Source organism: Shewanella sp. 10N.286.54.B9 (assembly GCF_041468565.1).
GTDB lineage: Bacteria > Pseudomonadota > Gammaproteobacteria > Enterobacterales > Shewanellaceae > Shewanella.
In genome coordinates, this window is the sequence record NZ_JBFRIY010000037.1 from 78,612 (window position 1) to 97,933 (window position 19,322).

The window sequence follows — 19,322 nt, forward strand, 5'->3', positions numbered from 1 at the left end:
GAGAGTAAATATTATGCCTTTAGCACTTCTTGCATTGACGCTCAGCGCCTTTGCTATTGGAACAACGGAGTTTGTGATCGTGGGGCTACTCCCGACCATGGCCTCCGACCTAAATATATCACTGCCTTCAGCAGGCTTGCTGGTCAGCCTTTATGCACTTGGTGTTGCCATTGGCGCCCCGGTTTTAACGGCTTTAACAGGAAAGTGGAATCGTAAACACGTATTGATTACCGTCATGTCACTGTTTGTTGTCGGTAACTTAGTTGCATGGCAAGCACCTGGATATAACACCCTGATTATCGCTCGTATTTTGACAGGTTTAGCCCATGGTGTATTTTTCTCCATTGGTTCAACCATTGCTACCGGTCTGGTACCAAAAGAAAAAGCCGCCAGCGCCATTGCGATTATGTTCACTGGTTTAACCGTGGCGTTAGTCACAGGCGTGCCGCTTGGGACATACATAGGTCAAACCTTTGGCTGGCAATCAACCTTCTTAGTTGTTGCGCTATTAGGTTTAATCGCATTAATTGGTAGTGCTTTCTTAGTACCAAATAACTTAAAACAACCTGCTGCAGCTAAGCTTTCATCGCAGCTTAAGGTATTAACTCAACCTAGATTATTACTGGTTTATGCGATTACTGCACTGGGTTATGGCGGCACTTTTACAGCATTCACTTTCCTTGCTCCTATTTTGCAGCAAGAAACTGGCTTTAGTGCGAATGCAATTAGTTTAATTATGTTGGTTTATGGAGTCTCAGTTGCGATTGGTAATATTTGGGGCGGAAAAATGGCCGATAAAATGGGCCCAATAAAAGCCCTTAGCATTATTTTTACTGGTCTTGCAGCTGTGCTTATCGTGTTCAATTTTACCGCCGTTAACCCTATTGCCGCGGTAGCCACGATTTTAGTTTGGGGGGCATTTGCATTCGGTAATGTTCCAGGTTTACAAGTATATGTAGTGAAACTTGCTGAAAAATATACACCAGATGCAGTGGATGTTGCTTCCGGTTTAAACATTGCCGCCTTTAACGTTGGTATTGCACTTGGTTCATGGGGCGGAGGGATGGTTGTCGCTGAAGCAGGCTTAATGCATACACCTTGGGTAGGTGCAGTAGTTGTACTGATAGCGCTTGCTTTGACCCGCTTTAGTGGCCGTCTTGATAAGCGTGCAGAAAGTTAATGGTAAAAATGTATTAATGAAATAAACACGACTTTTACCCTTAGAGCTGGTCAATGCAGCAGCATTGGCCAGCTTTTCGCAACTTATATTGATTGGTATTAGACAAGATTGAAACTGATAAGAGGCACTCAATGAAAACCGTTTTTATTACTGGAGCTAATCGTGGCTTAGGATTAGAGCTTGCAAAGCAATATGCACAGCGACATTACAAGGTCATCGCTTGCTGTCGCGATATTGATTCAGCGCATGAGTTAACCCTGTTAGCACAACAGTATTCAAGCATTCGCCCTTATGCACTAGATGTTAGTAATGAAACAGATATTCTCGCTTTAACTGAGGTGTTTAAAGATCAACCTATTGACGTACTTATTCATAATGCTGGGGTAAGTGGTGAAGGATGTGACAACTTAGGCAATATGGATCAGCAAGGATGGCTAGAGGTGTTAAAGGTCAATACCATCGCACCGATGTTGATTACACAAGCTTTGCTTAATAATATTCTAGCAGGCCAAGATAAAACCATAGTCGGGATGACTTCTATACTTGCCAGCATTGATGATAACCGCTCAGGAGGCCGATACAGCTATCGAGCATCAAAAGTAGCACTTAATCAGATTATTAAATCATTGGCGTGTGAGTTATCGGGCTCTGGGGTAAAAACCATGGCAATTCATCCGGGCTGGGTGCAAACCGATATGGGGGGAGCTAATGGAAAGATCACTACAGCACAAAGTGTAGCAGGGATAATCAATGTTATTGATAACCTCGAAGTGAAACACTCTGGCTCATTTTTTGTTTACGATGGCACTCAACTGCCATGGTAAATCGGTTATTTACGTCATTTCCCAGTTTTGAGGCGACACAATGCTATTCATCATCATGATGTTAACGCTCTTCATTATGGCTTTGTTCGGGTGGTATATGCAAAAGCCTCCTGTGATATATCCCTAATGGACTGGGCGTGGGAAGACGATGAATGCCTTTGATTCATTAAAGCTTCTAATACCAAGTTGTGTTTTTGGGGAGCTTTGCGTATTAAGCCTGATGAAGGGCTAACATTTTAGGGTTCTAAGTATTTCATTATCAGTCACTATATAAGCGAAAATAAGTCTAAGCACATTAAAGAACCTATGGAAAACTTGCAGACTAGAACTCATGCAGAGTCAATAGGTTAACGCGAAATGGGACATTTCCGCGTTAAGCATCAAATCGCAAGGGTATAAATTGAAACACCAGTTAACCAGTGTCTGCACATACCCCGCTGGAGGCGATTAATAGCCTTGAGATCACAAGTTCAAACAGGTTGTTTGGTAACACCAGTTAAAAATGTAATCAGTCTTCATTCAAAGGCCGATTAACTTTGGGGAAAAGTGGGTTACAAAACTAGCAGAAAACTCCTATTCCCCTCTGAAGTGGTCGAACTCAATGAAGACGAACCGCGTAAGCGAGGCATGGGTGCCAACATTCAACAAAAATGAAATGAGCCAGTATCGCTACTGGCTCATATAGGGATATGCGATTAACCAAATGGTTAAGTATTCAAAGGCTGATAAAGCCTTGGCAATTACGGTTACTTACAACCACCTGAACTGCAATTACTCTTACCGCGTCCACCGCCACAACCACCGCCAACGGAACCGCGGGACTCTGGCGCATCGTGCCATTCTGGCTCAGGGAAGATAGGCCACTGCACTTTTTGAATCTTCTTACCATGCATCCATAAGCTGCCACTGTATTGGTTAATACCGTCGGTGCTGAATTCAAATAGGTATTTTACTTTCCAAGTCAGCCCGGTACTGCCACCAAGACTTGGCTTTGCGGTTTCTTGCGCGATAGCAAGCAGTTGTACTTTTTGCTTCTGGCACTCTTTGGTGGCAAAAACACGGCTCATTTCCGCCATTTGTCTTAATTGCCAAAAAAATGCAGCGATAACCACTACCGCTACGATTAATAGAAAATCTGTCATCATGCTTTCATTACCTTAAATAGGCCGCCAATAGCTGCAGAAAGTTCTGCACTTCGGTTCGGGTTTCGCAGTTGAGTAAGCAGTTGCGTGCGAATTAATGGTATAGCCACAATATCAGCAAAAATCTGGTTAAAGAAGTGTTGTTCTTGTTTCGCAAGCGCTTCTAGATAGATACTGAGAGTTTGCTCATCTTTTAGTGCAGACCAGTTACGTGCTGCAATGGTGATCAGTATGTCGGCAGACAAGCCGTCGATAGAATCAAGATGTGCAATCGCTTTTTGGCTTTGCTCTGTATGTGAGGCTAGCGCTCTTAACAAATAAGCTTGCTGCTCTGCTGACGCAGCAATAAGCTTATCGAACACAAGGGCGGCGAGATTATCGTCAATATTGAGGTGCTCTAGGCACTGACACATCGCTACTTGCACTTCGGTTGCTGCATTTTCAAAACTGGCATTGATATGTTGTTGATGGTCAAGCTCATTAGCTCTTACGCAAACATCAGCAATCCCCTGCATACCAATGTTTTGCCATTGGTCTGTAGGATGTTGTCCTGACATATATTGGTAAGCAAACTCATATTGTGCTGATGCTTTTTCGCCAAGTTGCTTACGCACTAATGCGTTAAATACGGCTAACTTTTCTTGAGTTGGCTTAAAGTTAAATGGGTGGTTTGCCAGTTGCTCTTGCTGTTGCTCTGTTAGAGGTTGAGTTGGATCTCTGCCTAAGGCTTCAATGATCATCTTGATGAACTGTAATCTTGGCGCTGGTGAAAGCAAACCGCGCTCATCCAATGCTAACTTAATGAACCAAATATAATGCTGTTGGCTGGCATCCCAAAAAACGATAGCAAACTGTGCATGGCCTTGAATGGGAGAGGGATACGGCGTGAGCAGCTCCTCTATCTGGTGAAAAGCCATCATATCGATATGTTGTACTCTACGGCCCAAATCATAAACTTGGAACTGAGTGTTAGCGGTTTTTAAGAATTGGCTGAGGGTCGTTATTTCTGTCATATCGTTATCGAGTGTCGGTGAATTAGGGCGTATTATAGGGATAAGTCGACCTAGATGGTATCATCGCGAGCTAAATTTCCTATGCTAGGCATAGCCCCGTACACATTTCTGTGGAGCCTTATCTGTGATAACGGTTAAAACACGAGAGTTGTTAGTCGCATTAGAGGCGGAATTAGCAGCGCAAAACTTATTGAGTATTGAGTCACCAACAAAAGAGGCTCTGACTAGCAGCGCTCCTTTTTCCTGTGATGTGATGCCATTTGAGCAGTGGTTACAGTTTATTTTTTTACCCAAGATGCACACTATCCTTGACAGTAACTTATCGCTGCCAAATGCGATATCCATTGCACCAATGGCGCAACATGTTTGGCAAGGCGAAACGAAGTACCAAACTTTAGTTGGTTTAATCCAGGCTATAGACTCCTTGCTAAACGGTAACGACGTGACAAAAGAGATTATTGAATGACTGATGAAACAAAACAAACAGTTGATAGCGAAACGGTTGCAGAGCAATTGCTAACGGATGAGGTTGCTCCTCATATCGAAATCTTGTTTGAAGATGATGATGTTGTTGCTATTCATAAGCCCGCAGGCCTGCTGGTTCATAGAAGCTACTTGGCGAGGCGAGAGCGCTTTTTCGCGATGCAATTAACCCGTGACAAAGTGGGTTGTCATGTATTCCCTGTGCACCGCTTAGACAGACCGACTTCTGGTATTTTGTTATTTGCTAAAAGCAGTGAAATGGCAAATGCTCTATGTGAACAGTTTGCCTCCCACTCGATTGATAAAGAATACCTCGCAATCGTGCGTGGCAATATGCACGAAGCCGCGACACTAGATTATGCGCTTAAAGAGGAGCTGGATGATGTAGCGGATAAAGATGTCGACCCGAATAAGGCGGCTCAGGATGCTGTGACTTCCTATAAACCGCTGCTTAACAGCGAAATCCCTTATGCATCGGGGCGCTATGCAACCAGTCGCTACGCACTAGTGCATCTATCACCACATACTGGCCGTAAGCATCAGTTACGTCGTCACATGGCGCACCTGCGTCATCCAATCCTTGGCGACACAACCCATGGTGATGGCAAGCAAAATAAATTCTTTAGAGAACATTTTGGCATAAACAGATTGTGGTTGATTGCTAAAAAACTCAGCTTTAATCACCCAAGAACAGGTGAAAGAGTCGCGGTTGAAACCGAACTTGAGCAAGAGTGGCTTACACTGTTTGATGAGCTTGGATGGGGCGAGGATACGTTATCGGGATCCAACAATAGCTATCAAATAGCTGCTGATTAAGACGTTGCTTTTGTGGTGCCAGTTAATTTGCTGGCATTCACCTGTAAGCTATCATTAGCGGGTAATGAAGTTCTTAAGCATTGTACTGTATGGAAATAGCACATTCTTCTGATATGAGCTGATCGATTGAGGTGTTTTCGGTGCTTTTGTCTGCAAGAGTGTTTCATTAAGGCTTATCCTCGTACATTCACTTTTAATTGCGGCAGGGCTTGCAGCAATGTTCATCGATACAGTATGTTAAGGATATAACTAAATGACTTTTAGGCGAAGTAAAACATGAAAAAAGTGAATCTAGTTTTTGGAACAGTTTATGGTGGCGCGCAATACGTTGCAGAGACTCTGCAACAAGCTTTAACAGATCTAGGACGAGAAGCCGTTTTATATCAAAGTGATGAGCTTGTCGGCTTTGTACCGCCTCAGGATGAGTTGCTGTTAATGGTGTGCTCTACTACAGGGCAGGGCGATCTACCTGATGATATTCAGACATGGTTTTATGATATGCAGTCAAAAGCGCCTTATCTGCCAGAGCTTAAATTCGGTATTATTGGCCTTGGTGACTCTAGTTACGAAACCTTCTGTGGCGCAGCAGAGCAGTTAGCGAACTTATTTGAAGAGTTGGGTGCTAAACGCTTAGGCGATTTTTTAAAAATCGATGCTGGTGAGACGATGGAGCCTGAAGTTGAAGCATTAGCATGGCTACCAAGTTGGAATGCGCTTGATAACGAATTAGCTGCCTAAGTTTGTTTATTTGAGGCTGAATAGAGCGATATTCAGCCTTGTTATTGCCATGACAACGGTCTTTCGTTTTGCTGCTATAAACCACTATTTGCATTTTAGATTTTTGCGCCGATGTGATTCACTGTAGATACAGAGCGTTAAGTCATCTCAACTATCTCAACTATCTCAACTATCTCAACTATCTCTGCTATCTCAACTATCCAACTAACTCTGCTATGTCGTACTTTTATCGCTTTGTTTTAATGGCACAGGACTTTTATAAAGATACTCTCCCTTTATTTCTTTTTAGGCGATAAAACCAAAGTTAATGTGAAATAATCACTTAAACCAATATTTTGTTGGTGAATCTTCAGTTTACTGACAGATTATAAGCGGAAATGCTTCAACTAGGTTGCCTCGATCCTGCTAGCCTTTTAATGTTGAATTTGGTTCATGTCTTTGTGGGCGTGATTATTTCTAGCACATCAAATGATAGCGAGAATGTATATGCAACGAAAGGTGTTGATTATTGACTGCGCCGACGCGCCGGGGCTGATTACGAAAATCACCGCAGCGTGTTTTGAGCATGGTCTTAATATCATTAAAAATAGTGAGTTCGTGGATAATTGCCAAGGCCGTTTCTTTATGCGAACGGAACTTGAAGGCCACTTTGATTCGCCACGTTTACTCGAAGCATTACGGGCGGTATTACCGCAGCAAAATCATACTAAGTTAGTCGATGTAGGAAAGAAGCGCATTGTGGTGATGGTGACTAAGGAAGCACATTGTATTGGCGACCTGTTGATAAAATCCTATTCGGGCGCTCTTGATGTTGAGATTGTTGCTGTCGTGGGCAACTATGATGTACTCGCCCCCCTTACTGAAAAGTTTGATGTGCCATTTCATTATATTGATCATCAGGGGTTAAATCGCACAGAGCATGAGCAGGCGATGCTTAAAGTGATAGCAAATTATGAGCCTGATTACCTAGTACTGGCCAAGTTTATGCGGATTTTAACGCCTGAATTTGTTTGTCATTATCCAGATAGAATCATTAATATACATCACTCATTTTTACCGGCTTTTATTGGGGCATCACCTTATCGTCAAGCATGGGAGCGCGGCGTTAAAATTATTGGTGCAACGGCTCACTTTGTAACTAACTCTTTGGATGAAGGGCCGATTATAAAGCAAGACGTTATCCCTGTTGATCACAGCTATAGCGTAGAGGCACTGTCAAAGTGCGGCAGAGACGTAGAGAAAAGTGTGCTAAGCAAAGCTTTGCAATTGGTCATTAATGAGGATGTTGTTGTCTATGGTAACAAGACCGTTGTTTTTTAATTAGCGCGATCAAAAAAGAGGCCAAAGCCTCTTTTTTATTTGAGTCCGTAATATTAGAAATTTACCACGTAAAGATCACTGTCTTGTTCAGTTTGTGCAATATCTTTAATGGTTACTGTACCTCTAGCGTAAGGGGCTATTTTTGCCGCAGTTTTTTCTGCACCAGCGTTAAGGGCAAAGTTATAGAATGATTCACCATTACAAACTAACCTTGGGAATATTCGTTTTTTGTTAATACGATAACTTTTCATTGTATTGTTGAACTGGTAGTTACTGTTACTTGCACCAGCTTTACATACTGATACTAGTGTGTTCTCCATTTGCGGTGTCATTGCTGCATTGGCGCTAAATGCCATAGTTAGGGTGATTCCTGCTACTGCGAGTGTTTTGAACATATCCTGCTCCGACTCTTCCATTGGGGTTCATCATTGAGTAAAGCGCATTACAGGCTGTTCATTGTAACGATTGTGTAGCTAACTGTATCAAGGTGTGGAGTCGGGATCATTGTATGACTGAGGGTAACAAAATGTGTCATTTTAGCCATTTTTAGCATAAAAAAAATCCCACTGAATAGTGGGATTTTAATATTAGGCAAAAAGTCGATTAATCAACAATACGTAACAACTCATTAATGCCAACTTTGCCACGGGTTTTTGCATCGACTTTCTTAACGATAATCGCTGCATATAAGCTGTACGTGCCACACTTTGATGGTAGGTTACCAGAGACCACTACTGAGCCAGCAGGAACACGGCCGTAGTGAACTTCACCTGTCTCACGGTCAAAAATACGTGTGCTTTGGCCGATATATACGCCCATTGAAATAACACTGCCTTCTTCAACAACCACACCCTCAACAATCTCAGAACGTGCGCCAATGAAACAGTTATCTTCAATAATTGTTGGGCCAGCTTGCAATGGCTCTAGTACGCCACCAATGCCAACACCGCCAGATAGGTGAACGTTTTTACCAATTTGAGCACATGAACCTACAGTTGCCCAAGTATCCACCATAGAGCCTTCATCAACATAAGCACCAAGGTTTACATAAGATGGCATTAACACAGTATTTCTGCCGATAAATGAGCCTTTGCGAACTGCTGCTGGTGGTACAACTCGAATCGCTTCTTCTCTAAAGCGTGCATCATCGTAATCTGCAAACTTCATTGGTACTTTATCGAAGTATTTGGTCTCGCCGCCGTCGATTACACCGTTATCGAAGATTCGGAATGAGAGTAGCACAGCTTTTTTTAGCCACTGGTGAACATGCCATTCGCCGTCAATTTTCTCTGCGACTCTTACTTCGCCTTTATCTAGCATTGCAATGACATTTTCGACATCGGCACGAACACTTGGCTCTACTGATGTTGGGCTGATCTCTGCGCGAGCTTCAAAAGCCGCCTCTATACGTTGGCGTAAAGCCTCCATTAACTTCTCCTGGTATTTTGGTTATCAATATATCTAAAGTGCACTCGTGAGTGCTTGTCGTAATTTAATCTGTTGAGTTTCATTTAACTGTTCGCCATCGGCAGTTTGTAACAGAAAAAAATCTTCTGCTCGCTCACCAATGGTGGTAATTTTCGCGGCCAATAATCGAGTTTCACATCGAAATAACACTTCGCCTATCCTCGCAAGTAGACCTGGTGAGTCTAATGCAATGAGTTCCATCATACTTGTACCATGACGGCGGGTAGGAGGGAAACTGACTTGAGTGGCTACTTTAAAAGGTTTCATCTTTCTTGAAAGATTTCTAAATTTTGGTAACTTTGGCGTATCACTACTCAGCGCTTTAATTAACGTTTTTTTGATCCCTTGGATCCGCGATAGCTGGGATACTGGTTTACCATCTTGTTCTAAAATAACAAAAGAGTCTAGTGCATAGTCGTCTTTAGAGTTCATGATTATTGCGTCATGCACATTGATATTTTTATTATCTAAAATCGCCATTACGGTGGCAAATAACTTGGGTTTGTCTTTACCGTATATGAATAGCTCTGTGCCGCCTCTGGTGGTATGTTTTGAGATCAACACTAAAGTTTCATCATGCTTATGCTTTATTATCGCCTCGGCATGCCAAGAAATTTGACTTGGTTGATGACGCAAAAAATAATCTGCTTTAAAGCGCTGCCACAAGGTATCTAAGTCTTTCTCTTTAATACCGCGCCTAAGTAGTTCTTTTTTAGCTTTAGCTTGATGCTCTCGAACACGGGCTCTAATATCAACAGGCTTCTCTTTGCCTCTTGCTAGCACGCGTTGTGTAGCAAAATAGAGATCTCGAAGTAATGAGCCTTTCCAGCTGTTCCATGTTTTTTCATTGGTGGCGCAAATGTCGGCAACGGTTAGGCAGTAGAGGTAGCTTAAATGCACTGCATCACGGACTTTTTCTGCAAAATCACCAACCACATCGGGATCTGAAATATCGCGCCTTTGAGCAGTTACCGACATGACAAGATGGTGCTCAACAAGCCAACTAACCAATCGTCCATCATGGTCATTTAAGCCATGTAGTTTACAGAATTCAAGCGCGTCAACGGCGCCAAGCTTACTGTGGTCGCCGCCTCTACCTTTGCCAATATCATGAAAAATTGCCGCAAGAACCAGTAGGCCTTTTTTAGGCAGTTGATTGATCAGTACTGAGCCGAGCGGAAACTCCTCTTTTTGCTCTGGTTGAGAGAAGCGCTCGATATTGAGTAATAATCTGTGAGTATGTTCATCAACAGTATAGGCATGGAAAAGATCAAACTGCATTTGGCCCTCAATACTTCTCCAGGCGGGTAAGTACGCTGACAAAATGCCATGCTTATGCATTAGAGATAGCGCAACAATGCCGCGAGGATGACGCAAGATCTCCATAAAAATTTTACGGCACTGTTCATTGTACATTAAGGCCTGAGTTTGTGCTCTTCTTGCTTGTCTTAAGCTGCGCAGTGTAACGGCATACACGGCTTGAATGTTTGAGTTTTTGGCAACACAAAGAAACAGTTTTAGAATGTTTTCTGGGCTATCAAATAGTGCAGGCTGAAGACTTTCTATGAATTTACCGCGGCGCTGAAATTGAGCATCAATTGCAGCGACTTCTAGGGCTTTTATATGGCCTAGTGTTGCGCGCTTAAAGAGCTGCAATAGCATTTGATTTAGCTCCATGACTCGGCGCACAGTGCGGTAATAGCGCTTCATCATCTGCTCGACAGCCAGTTGAGTCTCATCTTCATAGCCCATTAAATCAGCTACTTGACGTTGTAGATCAAACAGTAGCCGATTCTCGTCACGGCCAGAAATTAGGTGCAAGCTACAACGTAATTGCCATAAGAAATCTTGGCATTCTAGTAGTTCTTCGAGTTCATGTGGTTCGAGAAAATCGTACACCACCAAATCTTCTAACTTATTAGCATTGAAGTGTCGCATTGCGACCCAAGCGACGGTTTGAATATCTCGAAGACCGCCGGGGCAGCTTTTTAAGTTGGGTTCTAAATCGAAGGCGTTAGCTCTTTCATGGCGAGCAATTTGCTCATCACGTTTAGCAACATAAAAATCACTACTTGGCCAAAAGTCATCTTGGCGAATATTGTAATACAGCGTGCTATAGAGTCCTTGCGGGCCGCAAAGTAGACGAGATTCAAGTAAATTGGTGGCGACTGTAATATCACTGCGCCCTTGCGCCATGGTTTCATCAATAGAGCGAACGCTGTGACCGACTTCGAGCCCAGCGTCCCAAAGAAAGGTTATGAATCCCCCCAGTGCTTGCTCTGCTTGCAGAGTTAATGCTCCGTCAGTAAGAAACAGTAAATCAACATCAGACTGCGGGTGCAATTCCCCTCGACCATAACCGCCTACAGCCACAAGTGCGATTGCGAACTGTTCTAAACCATGGGAGACCCACTCTTTTTGCAATAGCGCATCAACATGTTGACAACGTTCACTGACAATCGCGCGAATATCAGATTGGCTATTAAAAGAGTCTAGCAATGTGCTGTTTAAGTCGATAAGAACACTTTTTGCTGTTTGGGCACTGTTCATCAATATTTTCTTTAATGCGCTTTACTGGAAGAGTGCAATGATTATCTCTGCAAAAAAAACAAATTAGAAGTGCTTTATCGCTATAAATAATATTGGGATAACAAACAATGGACGGGAAGCGATATTTTGTAAGCTAAGCGCTTAACTTACTTTCCAAAATAGAAAAAAACAATGATTAAAAGGCGTGATAATTCACGCCTTTTAATCTGCACAATCCTTAATGATTGATGATACGTGGAAGATCTTTTTCCTCTTCACGCAGTGTTAGTACTTCAACACCTGTTTTGGTGACCAGTAGAGTGTGTTCCCACTGGGCTGAATTCTTACCGTCTGAGGTAGTAACAGTCCAGTTATCACTTTTATCAAGTACGCTGGTATGGCGACCTGCATTGATCATAGGCTCAATGGTAAAGCACATGCCAGCACGCAGAACAGTTTTATCATTGTTCTTGTAATGCATCACTTGTGGCTCTTCATGGAATACTGCACCAATGCCGTGACCGCAATAATCAGTGACGATGCTGTATTTCTCAAGGCCAGTCTTCTTAGACTTGATGAACTTTTCGATTAGGGTACCAATCTCACCAAGTTTCATGCCCGGACGAACTTTCTTGATACTGGCGTATAAACTTTCCTGGGCGATACGGCAAAGGCGAGCATTCTTCGGGCTCACATCACCGATAAGGAACATTTTAGAAGTATCACCATGATACCCATCAACAATCACGGTAATATCTATGTTGATGATATCGCCATCAACCAGTGGCTTATCATTTGGAATACCATGACAAATCACATCATTTACAGAGGTACAGATAGATTTTGGGAAACCATGATAATCAAGCGGAGCCGAGATTGCGCCGTTATCTGCTGTAAACTTAGCGCATATGTCATTGAGCTCATTGGTGGTAACACCAGCTTTTACGTGAGGAGCAACCATTTCTAAAACTTGGGCTGCTAATTTTCCTGCAACACGCATTTTTTCAATCTCTTCTGCTGTCTTAATTACAATACTCATTCAACTGTCTCTTCTGTCTTTAGATTTGCTGTCTTTCAATAAAGGTTATTATGCCCTAAAACGACGTAAATATTTGTGCTTTTTTTCAAAATATGGTATAAAGCGCGCCGTTATGTTTGACTCTTGTTGTTCAACCTTAGGGAGAGCAGCAGGGTTAATATGGCCGCCATTATACATGGCTAATTGAAAATACTAAATCACACACATATCGACACATTCTTCGGGGTGCCCCTAACCGGGTCGAAGATATGGGATATGTGGAGGTCTAACCCCCTAATTATTTAAGGTAAATAAAATGACTACAGTTTCAATGCGCGACATGCTACAAGCCGGTGTTCACTTCGGTCACCAAACTCGTTACTGGAACCCAAAGATGAAGCCTTTCATCTTCGGCGCACGTAACGGCGTTCATATCATTAACCTAGAGCACACTGTGCCTATGTTCAATGAAGCATTAGCGTTCATCAGCAACATCGCTTCTAAAAAAGGTAAGGTTCTTTTCGTTGGTACTAAGCGTGCTGCGAGCGAAGCTATCAAAGAAGCTGCTGTTTCTTGTGACCAGTTCTACGTAGATCACCGTTGGTTAGGTGGTATGTTGACTAACTGGAAAACAGTTCGTCAATCAATTAAGCGTCTTAAAGATCTTGAAAGCCAGTCTATCGACGGTACTTTCGACAAGCTTACTAAGAAAGAAGCGCTTATGCGTACTCGTGAACTTGAGAAACTAGAAAAGTCTCTTGGTGGTATCAAGAACATGGCTGGTCTTCCAGACGTGATCTTCGTAATCGGTGCTGACCACGAGCATATTGCTATTAAAGAAGCTAACAACCTAGGTATTCCTGTTGTTGCTGTTGTTGATACAAACTCTTCTCCAGACGGTATCAACTACATCATTCCTGGTAATGATGATGCTATGCGTTCTATCCGTCTTTACACTGAGTCTGTTGCTACTGCTGCTAAAGCTGGTCGTAACCAAGACCTAGCTGTTCAAGCTGAGCAAGACGGTTTCGTAGAAGCTGAATAATAAGTTTGATGGTTTTTTCCATCTCCCTTATTAACCAAGATACATGATTGGTGAGCAGGGGCGATTTCACCCAAGGTGATTAGCCCCTGTTCTATATCTATTGAATTTGAAGAATTATCTGTAGAGGATTTAACAATGGCAATTACTGCTGCCCAAGTTAAAGAACTTCGTGACCGCACTGGCGCTGGCATGATGGACTGTAAGAAAGCTTTGACCGAAACTAACGGTGACATCGAGCTTGCAATTGACAACATGCGTAAGAGCGGTGCTGCAAAAGCTGCTAAAAAAGCGGGTAATATCGCTGCTGAAGGCGCAATCCTTATTAAGAATGGCGAAGGTTTCGCTGCTCTATTAGAAGTTAACTGTCAAACTGACTTCGTTGCAAAAGATGCTAACTTCTTAGCATTTGCAAACTCAGTACTAGACGTTGCTTCAGCTTCTAAAGTATCTATCGAAGATCTTAAAGCACAGTTCGAAGAAACTCGTGTAGCACTTGTTGCTAAGATCGGTGAAAACATCAACGTTCGTCGCGTTGAGTACATCGATGGTGCAAACCTAGCTCAGTACCGTCACGGTGAGCGTATCGGTGTTGTTGTTGCTGGTGAAGCTGACGAAGAAACACTTAAGCACGTTGCAATGCACGTTGCTGCTTCTAAGCCTGAATTCGTTAACCCTGAAGATGTTCCTGCTGATCTTGTTGAAAAAGAAAAAGCACTTCAGATCGAAATCGCTATGAACGAAGGCAAGCCTGCTGAGATTGCTGAGAAAATGGTTATCGGTCGTATGAAGAAGTTTACTGGTGAGATCTCTCTTACTGGCCAAGCTTACATCATGGAACCTAAGAAAACTGTTGGCGCTGTTCTTAAAGAGAAAGGTGCTTCAGTTTCTAACTTCATCCGTTTAGAAGTTGGTGAAGGTATCGCGAAGAAAGAAGAAGATTTTGCTGCTGAAGTAGCTGCACAAATCGCTGCTACTAAAGGTTAATCTCCTTTTTTAGCCAACTTAAGACCGTAGCAATTGCTGCGGTCTTATTGTATTTACTGAAATAAGTTTATGATGTTTGAGACGAAAAATGCATCGTGAGGTTATTTGAGTATACAATTCCCTAAAGCCATTATCAGGAATAATAAATATGAGTACCAATCCTAAACCTGCTTATCGCCGTGTTCTTTTAAAACTAAGTGGTGAAGCCCTAATGGGTGAAGAAGGCTTCGGCATCGACCCAAAAGTGTTAGATCGCATGGGTCAGGAGATCAAAGAGTTAGTCGAACTCGGTATTCAAGTCGGTGTTGTTATTGGCGGTGGTAATCTGTTTCGTGGCGAAGGTCTAGCGCAAGCGGGAATGAATCGAGTTGTTGGTGACCATATGGGGATGCTTGCAACTGTGATGAATGGTTTGGCAATGCGTGATTCATTGCACCGTGCATACGTCAACGCACGTTTGATGTCAGCTATCCCACTGAAAGGCGTTTGTGATGATTACAACTGGGCTGAGGCAATCAGTTTGCTAAAATCTGGCCGTGTTGTTATTTTTGCTGCGGGTACCGGTAATCCTTTCTGTACAACAGATTCGGCAGCCTGTTTACGTGGTATCGAAATTGAAGCTGAAATCGTGATCAAAGGCACTAAGGTCGATGGTGTTTACTCAGACGACCCAGTTAAAAACCCTGAAGCCGTTAAGTACGATCAAATGGGCTATAACGAAGTTTTAGACAAAGAACTGAAAGTAATGGATTTAGCTGCATTTACATTGGCTAGAGATCATAACATGCCATTACTGGTCTTCAACATGAATAAGCCTGGCGCATTGCGTCGTGTAATCATGGGTGAGCCTGAAGGGACACTGATTAACGCTGGTTAATTAACCGTGCAGTGATAGCAGATGTTGTTTTTAATAACAGCAACTGAAACAAAATGTACCAATGTCGCACTCGACTGAGTTTTACTCTGTATCAGAAGATGCTAGCCTAAAAGTCATTGGTACTATGCAGAACATGAGAACGAGAGCATCAGATATTTAATGGGTTTAGTTTATACTCATCATTTGCCTAGTTTCTGCGTACAACGAATTCAATAGGCCCTAAAGGGCAATTAGCTCCTAGTGACTTAAAAGGACATATTAAAGTGATAAACGAAATTAAAACAGATGCGCAAACACGCATGGATAAATGTGTAGAGTCAACCAAGACTCAAATGGCTAAAGTACGTACTGGCCGTGCACACCCAAGTCTACTTGATACCATTCAGGTACCTTACTACGGTTCTCTTACGCCGCTTAAGCAGGTTGCAAGTGTTTCCATTGGCGATGCTCGTACATTAAATGTATCTGTATTCGACCGTACTATGATTGCTGCAGTAGAAAAAGCGATTATGAGTTCAGACCTTGGTTTGAACCCTATGTCAGCGGGCGCAACGATTCGCATCCCTCTACCAGCACTTACTGAAGAGCGTCGTAAAGACCTTATTAAAGTAGTTCGCGCTGAAGCTGAGAATGGCCGTATTGCTGTTCGAAATGTACGTCGTGACGCTAACTCTGATGTTAAAGCGCTTGAGAAAGAAAAAGAATGTACTGAAGATGACGTTCGTCGTAGCGAAGATGAAGTGCAGAAGTTTACAGATGCTCACATCAAGAAAATTGATGAAATTCTAGCTGCAAAAGAAAAGGAACTGATGGAGTTCTAATTTTAGATATCATCAGTGTTTATAGCGGTTTCTTAAAAAGTGCAATCGGTTATTGCTCACGCCTTACGCTAAAAGTTTAATGGTTGAATAAATATTGAACGCGAAAGGGAAACAGGCTATAGAGTTCAGGCGCCGTGTAGAGTTATACTACACGGCGTTTGTCTATTTTTAAGGGTTGTAATAGATGTCATTCGATTCCCAATCTGACAAGGATGTGTCAGAAGCATTACCAGATGATCTATCAGCATTGGTAAAACAGTCTATACCCAAACACGTTGCTATCATTATGGATGGCAATGGGCGTTGGGCACAGGCGCAAGGGAAGCCGCGAGTTGTTGGCCATAAGGCTGGCGTAAAGGCGGTAAGACGGGCTGTGAGCACTGCAAGCACGTTAGGTGTCGAATCATTAACTTTGTTTGCCTTTTCTAGTGAGAATTGGCGCCGACCCGATAAAGAGGTCAGCTTGTTAATGGAGCTATTCTTTACTGTGCTTCAGCGTGAGCTAAAGTTACTCGATAAAAATGGCGTTCGGCTTAATATTGTCGGTGATATCAGTCGTTTTTCAGCAAGATTGCAAAAACAGATCGCTACCGCTCAAGAAAAGACCATCGATAATACTGGGTTAGTGTTAAATGTTGCGGCGAACTATGGTGGTCGCTGGGACATCATGCAAGCGGCACAAAAGCTCGCTGCTAAAGTTGAAACGGGTGAAATGAGTAGTGAACAGTTCACTGAAGAGGCATTGAGCGAACATCTTTGCATGCATAACCAATCTGAAGTTGATTTAATGATCCGCACGGGTGGTGATTACAGGATCAGCAATTTTGTACTTTGGCAGGCCGCATACGCAGAGTTAGTATTTACTGACACGCTATGGCCCGACTTTGACGAGGATGCTTTTAAAGATGCCATCGTTAAGTTTGCAAGCCGACAGCGCCGTTTTGGTTTGACTGGAACTCAAATTGATACTATTCGCGCTTTGTAATTATAAAAAGAGGGCATTTTTTTGCTAAAACAACGAATAATAACAGCATTATGGTTAATCCCTTTAGTTTTTGGTGCCATATTTGGCCTACCAACCGAGTACTTTTCCTGGGCATTATTGGGTGTCTTTTTAATTGCCGCTAAGGAATGGGGGCGTATCATTGATAGTCAATGTGAAATGACTCAATGGAGCTTTACTATTACTATCGGTGTGTTGCTGATAGCGCTTAATATAATGGTGCCAGCAGACGAAATATGGTTTAAAGGTATGATGCACCCTATATTTTTAGGGGTGATTGCAATGGGTGGGCTTTGGTGGCTTATCTCATTGTTAATGGTGATCTCTTATCCCAAAAGTGCTGGCTTTTGGAACAAGAGCCATATGCTCAAGTCCATGTTTGGACAGTTAACTCTAATCCCATGTTTTGTCTCTCTATTATCCCTAAAAGCATTGAGCACTGAAGCCTCACCTTATTACGGTGGTACATTAGTGTTTTTGGTGATGTTAGTTGTTTGGGCTACTGATTCAGGCGCCTATTTTGCGGGTAAATCATTTGGCAAACGCAAACTGATGCCAAACGTTAGCCCAGCTAAGACCATTGAAGGCTTGCTAGGTGGCTTGGCGACGACCATGCTTATTGTTGCTGGGGTTATGTATTTTTCACCTGAGCAAGAGTTAGGGCTTTTGATTGCAGTTACTTTATTTGTCGCACTTGCGTCAGCAGTAGGTGATCTGTCTGAAAGTATGTTTAAGCGGGTCGCTAATATTAAGGATTCAGGTACCATTTTACCAGGGCACGGCGGTGTCTTAGATCGTATCGATAGCTTAACTGCGGCATTGCCTGTATTTACTTTAATATATATAGCTTTTTGGATGTAACTATATGCAAAATATGGTGATTTTAGGTGCTACTGGCTCCATCGGCGCGAGTACCTTAAATGTCGTTAAGTGCAATCATGAGCAATACCGTGTATTTGCACTTGTCGCGAATACTAATGTCGCCAAGATGCTTGAAATCTGTGTAGAGCATCGTCCTGTCGTAGCCCATATGGTAGACGCTCAAGCAGCGATTGAATTAAAGCAATTACTACCCGCTGAGTTGGCTATTGAGGTTACTACGGGTGAAGATGAGCTTTTATCGCTTGTCAGTTGCTCAGAAGTTGATACTGTCATGGCTGCTATCGTTGGTGCTGCTGGTCTGCCATCAACATTAGCAGCAGTGAAAGCTGGCAAACGTGTGTTACTGGCGAATAAAGAGTCGTTAGTGATGTCGGGACAATTATTCATTGAGGCGATGCAGAGCTCGGGAGCCACAGTGCTCCCTGTTGACAGTGAGCACAATGCAATATTTCAATGTTTATCTGAACGTAATCAATTAGAAATTGGCCGATGCGATTTGGTTGGAGCTGGTGTCTCTCATATTTTGCTAACTGGCTCTGGTGGACCGTTCTTAAACTCTGAATTGTCTACACTGTCTTCCATGACGCCTGCACAAGCTTGTAAACACCCTAATTGGTCTATGGGGCAGAAGATTTCCGTTGATTCGGCTAGCATGATGAACAAAGGCCTCGAATACATCGAGGCGCGTTGGTTGTTTAATGCCAGCGCTGAGCAGTTAAAAGTCGTTATTCACCCTCAGAGTGTGATTCATTCAATGGTGCAGTATCGAGACGGCTCTGTTATCGCACAGTTAGGAAATCCGGATATGCGTACACCAATTGCGCATTGCATGTCTTTTCCACAGAGAATTCAATCCGGAGTTGAACCTTTAGACTTTTTTAAAGTCGGACAGTTAAGCTTCTTAGAACCAGATTTTAATCGCTTTCCTTGTTTAGCGTTAGCAATCGAAGCTTGTAAACAAGGGCAAGAAGCGACAACCGTTTTAAATGCTGCCAATGAAATATCAGTACAGGCATTTTTAGATGGGCAGATACGTTTCACCGATATAGCCATTATCAATGAACAGAGCTTTAAGCACGTAACGGCGCAATCATTAACCACTATTGACGATATTATGGCGTTAGATAGCCAAGCTCGACAATATGCATTAGAAGCTGTTAGAAAGCTCAAATAGTTCAGA

At 42.8% G+C, this 19,322-nt stretch carries 19 protein-coding genes; 13 read left to right on the forward strand and 6 right to left on the reverse strand.

Translation table 11 applies throughout. The features are described 5' to 3' along the window. Positions 1 to 13 precede the first annotated feature (13 nt). Together AB4135_RS13445 and AB4135_RS13450 are read left to right on the forward strand one after the other, a co-directional pair. Positions 14 to 1,180, forward strand: coding sequence for an MFS transporter (locus AB4135_RS13445; RefSeq protein ID WP_029235440.1), 1,167 nt, complete (start codon positions 14 to 16; stop codon positions 1,178 to 1,180). 131 nt (positions 1,181 to 1,311) lie between these two features. Then, positions 1,312 to 2,004, forward strand: a complete 693-nt coding sequence (locus AB4135_RS13450; RefSeq protein ID WP_371993621.1) for an SDR family oxidoreductase — start codon at positions 1,312 to 1,314, stop codon at positions 2,002 to 2,004. 746 nt (positions 2,005 to 2,750) lie between these two features. Here the strand turns inward: AB4135_RS13450 and AB4135_RS13455 are convergent. Both AB4135_RS13455 and AB4135_RS13460 read right to left on the reverse strand, forming a co-directional pair. Next, the gene (locus AB4135_RS13455; RefSeq protein ID WP_371993623.1) at positions 2,751 to 3,149 is read right to left on the reverse strand and encodes a DUF3301 domain-containing protein; all 399 of its coding nucleotides are present in this window, start codon (positions 3,147 to 3,149) and stop codon (positions 2,751 to 2,753) included. Beyond that, positions 3,146 to 4,159: a DUF3549 family protein gene (locus AB4135_RS13460; RefSeq protein ID WP_371993624.1), complete on the reverse strand. Its 1,014-nt coding sequence runs from the start codon at positions 4,157 to 4,159 to the stop codon at positions 3,146 to 3,148. The genes AB4135_RS13455 and AB4135_RS13460 overlap by 4 nt, the downstream gene beginning before the upstream one ends. A gap of 124 nt (positions 4,160 to 4,283) precedes the next feature. Between AB4135_RS13460 and AB4135_RS13465 the strand changes: the two genes are divergently transcribed. The 4 genes from AB4135_RS13465 to purU all read left to right on the forward strand — a co-directional run bounded on the left by AB4135_RS13465 (position 4,284) and on the right by purU (position 7,516). Beyond that, positions 4,284 to 4,625, forward strand: a complete 342-nt coding sequence (locus AB4135_RS13465; RefSeq protein ID WP_371993626.1) for a YqcC family protein — start codon at positions 4,284 to 4,286, stop codon at positions 4,623 to 4,625. Next, positions 4,622 to 5,458, forward strand: coding sequence for a tRNA pseudouridine(65) synthase TruC (truC, locus tag AB4135_RS13470; protein WP_371993628.1), 837 nt, complete (start codon positions 4,622 to 4,624; stop codon positions 5,456 to 5,458). Before AB4135_RS13465 ends, truC begins: the two co-directional genes overlap by 4 nt. 276 nt (positions 5,459 to 5,734) lie before the next feature. Continuing rightward, the gene (locus AB4135_RS13475) at positions 5,735 to 6,196 is read left to right on the forward strand and encodes a flavodoxin (protein ID WP_371993630.1); all 462 of its coding nucleotides are present in this window, start codon (positions 5,735 to 5,737) and stop codon (positions 6,194 to 6,196) included. Positions 6,197 to 6,682: 486 nt separating this feature from the next. Next, positions 6,683 to 7,516, forward strand: coding sequence for a formyltetrahydrofolate deformylase (gene purU / locus AB4135_RS13480; protein ID WP_371993710.1), 834 nt, complete (start codon positions 6,683 to 6,685; stop codon positions 7,514 to 7,516). A gap of 53 nt (positions 7,517 to 7,569) precedes the next feature. Here purU and AB4135_RS13485 read toward each other — a convergent pair whose 3' ends face one another. From AB4135_RS13485 to map, 4 genes are all read right to left on the reverse strand, one after another. Further along, positions 7,570 to 7,911, reverse strand: coding sequence for a DUF3718 domain-containing protein (locus AB4135_RS13485; protein ID WP_371993632.1), 342 nt, complete (start codon positions 7,909 to 7,911; stop codon positions 7,570 to 7,572). A gap of 208 nt (positions 7,912 to 8,119) precedes the next feature. Next, a complete protein-coding gene (gene dapD, locus AB4135_RS13490; protein WP_371993634.1) occupies positions 8,120 to 8,944 on the reverse strand; it encodes a 2,3,4,5-tetrahydropyridine-2,6-dicarboxylate N-succinyltransferase in 825 nt (274 codons plus the stop codon). A 33-nt stretch (positions 8,945 to 8,977) separates the two neighbouring features. Beyond that, on the reverse strand, positions 8,978 to 11,533 hold the full coding sequence (glnD, locus tag AB4135_RS13495) for a bifunctional uridylyltransferase/uridylyl-removing protein GlnD (RefSeq protein WP_371993636.1): 2,556 nt from the start codon (positions 11,531 to 11,533) through the stop codon (positions 8,978 to 8,980). 217 nt (positions 11,534 to 11,750) lie between these two features. Beyond that, positions 11,751 to 12,551, reverse strand: coding sequence for a type I methionyl aminopeptidase (map, locus tag AB4135_RS13500; RefSeq protein WP_371993638.1), 801 nt, complete (start codon positions 12,549 to 12,551; stop codon positions 11,751 to 11,753). Between the two features lie 295 nt (positions 12,552 to 12,846). Between map and rpsB the strand changes: the two genes are divergently transcribed. From rpsB to ispC, 7 genes are all read left to right on the forward strand, one after another. Then, positions 12,847 to 13,575, forward strand: coding sequence for a 30S ribosomal protein S2 (gene rpsB / locus AB4135_RS13505; RefSeq protein ID WP_020913562.1), 729 nt, complete (start codon positions 12,847 to 12,849; stop codon positions 13,573 to 13,575). A 135-nt stretch (positions 13,576 to 13,710) separates the two neighbouring features. Then, the gene (tsf, locus tag AB4135_RS13510; RefSeq protein ID WP_248973867.1) at positions 13,711 to 14,559 is read left to right on the forward strand and encodes a translation elongation factor Ts; all 849 of its coding nucleotides are present in this window, start codon (positions 13,711 to 13,713) and stop codon (positions 14,557 to 14,559) included. A 148-nt stretch (positions 14,560 to 14,707) separates the two neighbouring features. Continuing rightward, complete coding sequence (gene pyrH / locus AB4135_RS13515) at positions 14,708 to 15,436, forward strand: UMP kinase (RefSeq protein ID WP_371993640.1); 729 nt, start codon at positions 14,708 to 14,710, stop codon at positions 15,434 to 15,436. Between the two features lie 263 nt (positions 15,437 to 15,699). Next, on the forward strand, positions 15,700 to 16,257 hold the full coding sequence (gene frr / locus AB4135_RS13520) for a ribosome recycling factor (protein WP_371993642.1): 558 nt from the start codon (positions 15,700 to 15,702) through the stop codon (positions 16,255 to 16,257). Positions 16,258 to 16,441: 184 nt separating this feature from the next. Next, entirely contained in the window at positions 16,442 to 17,242 is an 801-nt protein-coding gene (locus AB4135_RS13525) for an isoprenyl transferase (RefSeq protein ID WP_371993644.1), read from the forward strand. 21 nt (positions 17,243 to 17,263) lie between these two features. After that, on the forward strand, positions 17,264 to 18,121 hold the full coding sequence (locus AB4135_RS13530) for a phosphatidate cytidylyltransferase (RefSeq protein ID WP_371993646.1): 858 nt from the start codon (positions 17,264 to 17,266) through the stop codon (positions 18,119 to 18,121). Positions 18,122 to 18,125: 4 nt separating this feature from the next. After that, on the forward strand, positions 18,126 to 19,316 hold the full coding sequence (gene ispC / locus AB4135_RS13535) for a 1-deoxy-D-xylulose-5-phosphate reductoisomerase (protein WP_371993648.1): 1,191 nt from the start codon (positions 18,126 to 18,128) through the stop codon (positions 19,314 to 19,316). Positions 19,317 to 19,322 lie beyond the last annotated feature (6 nt).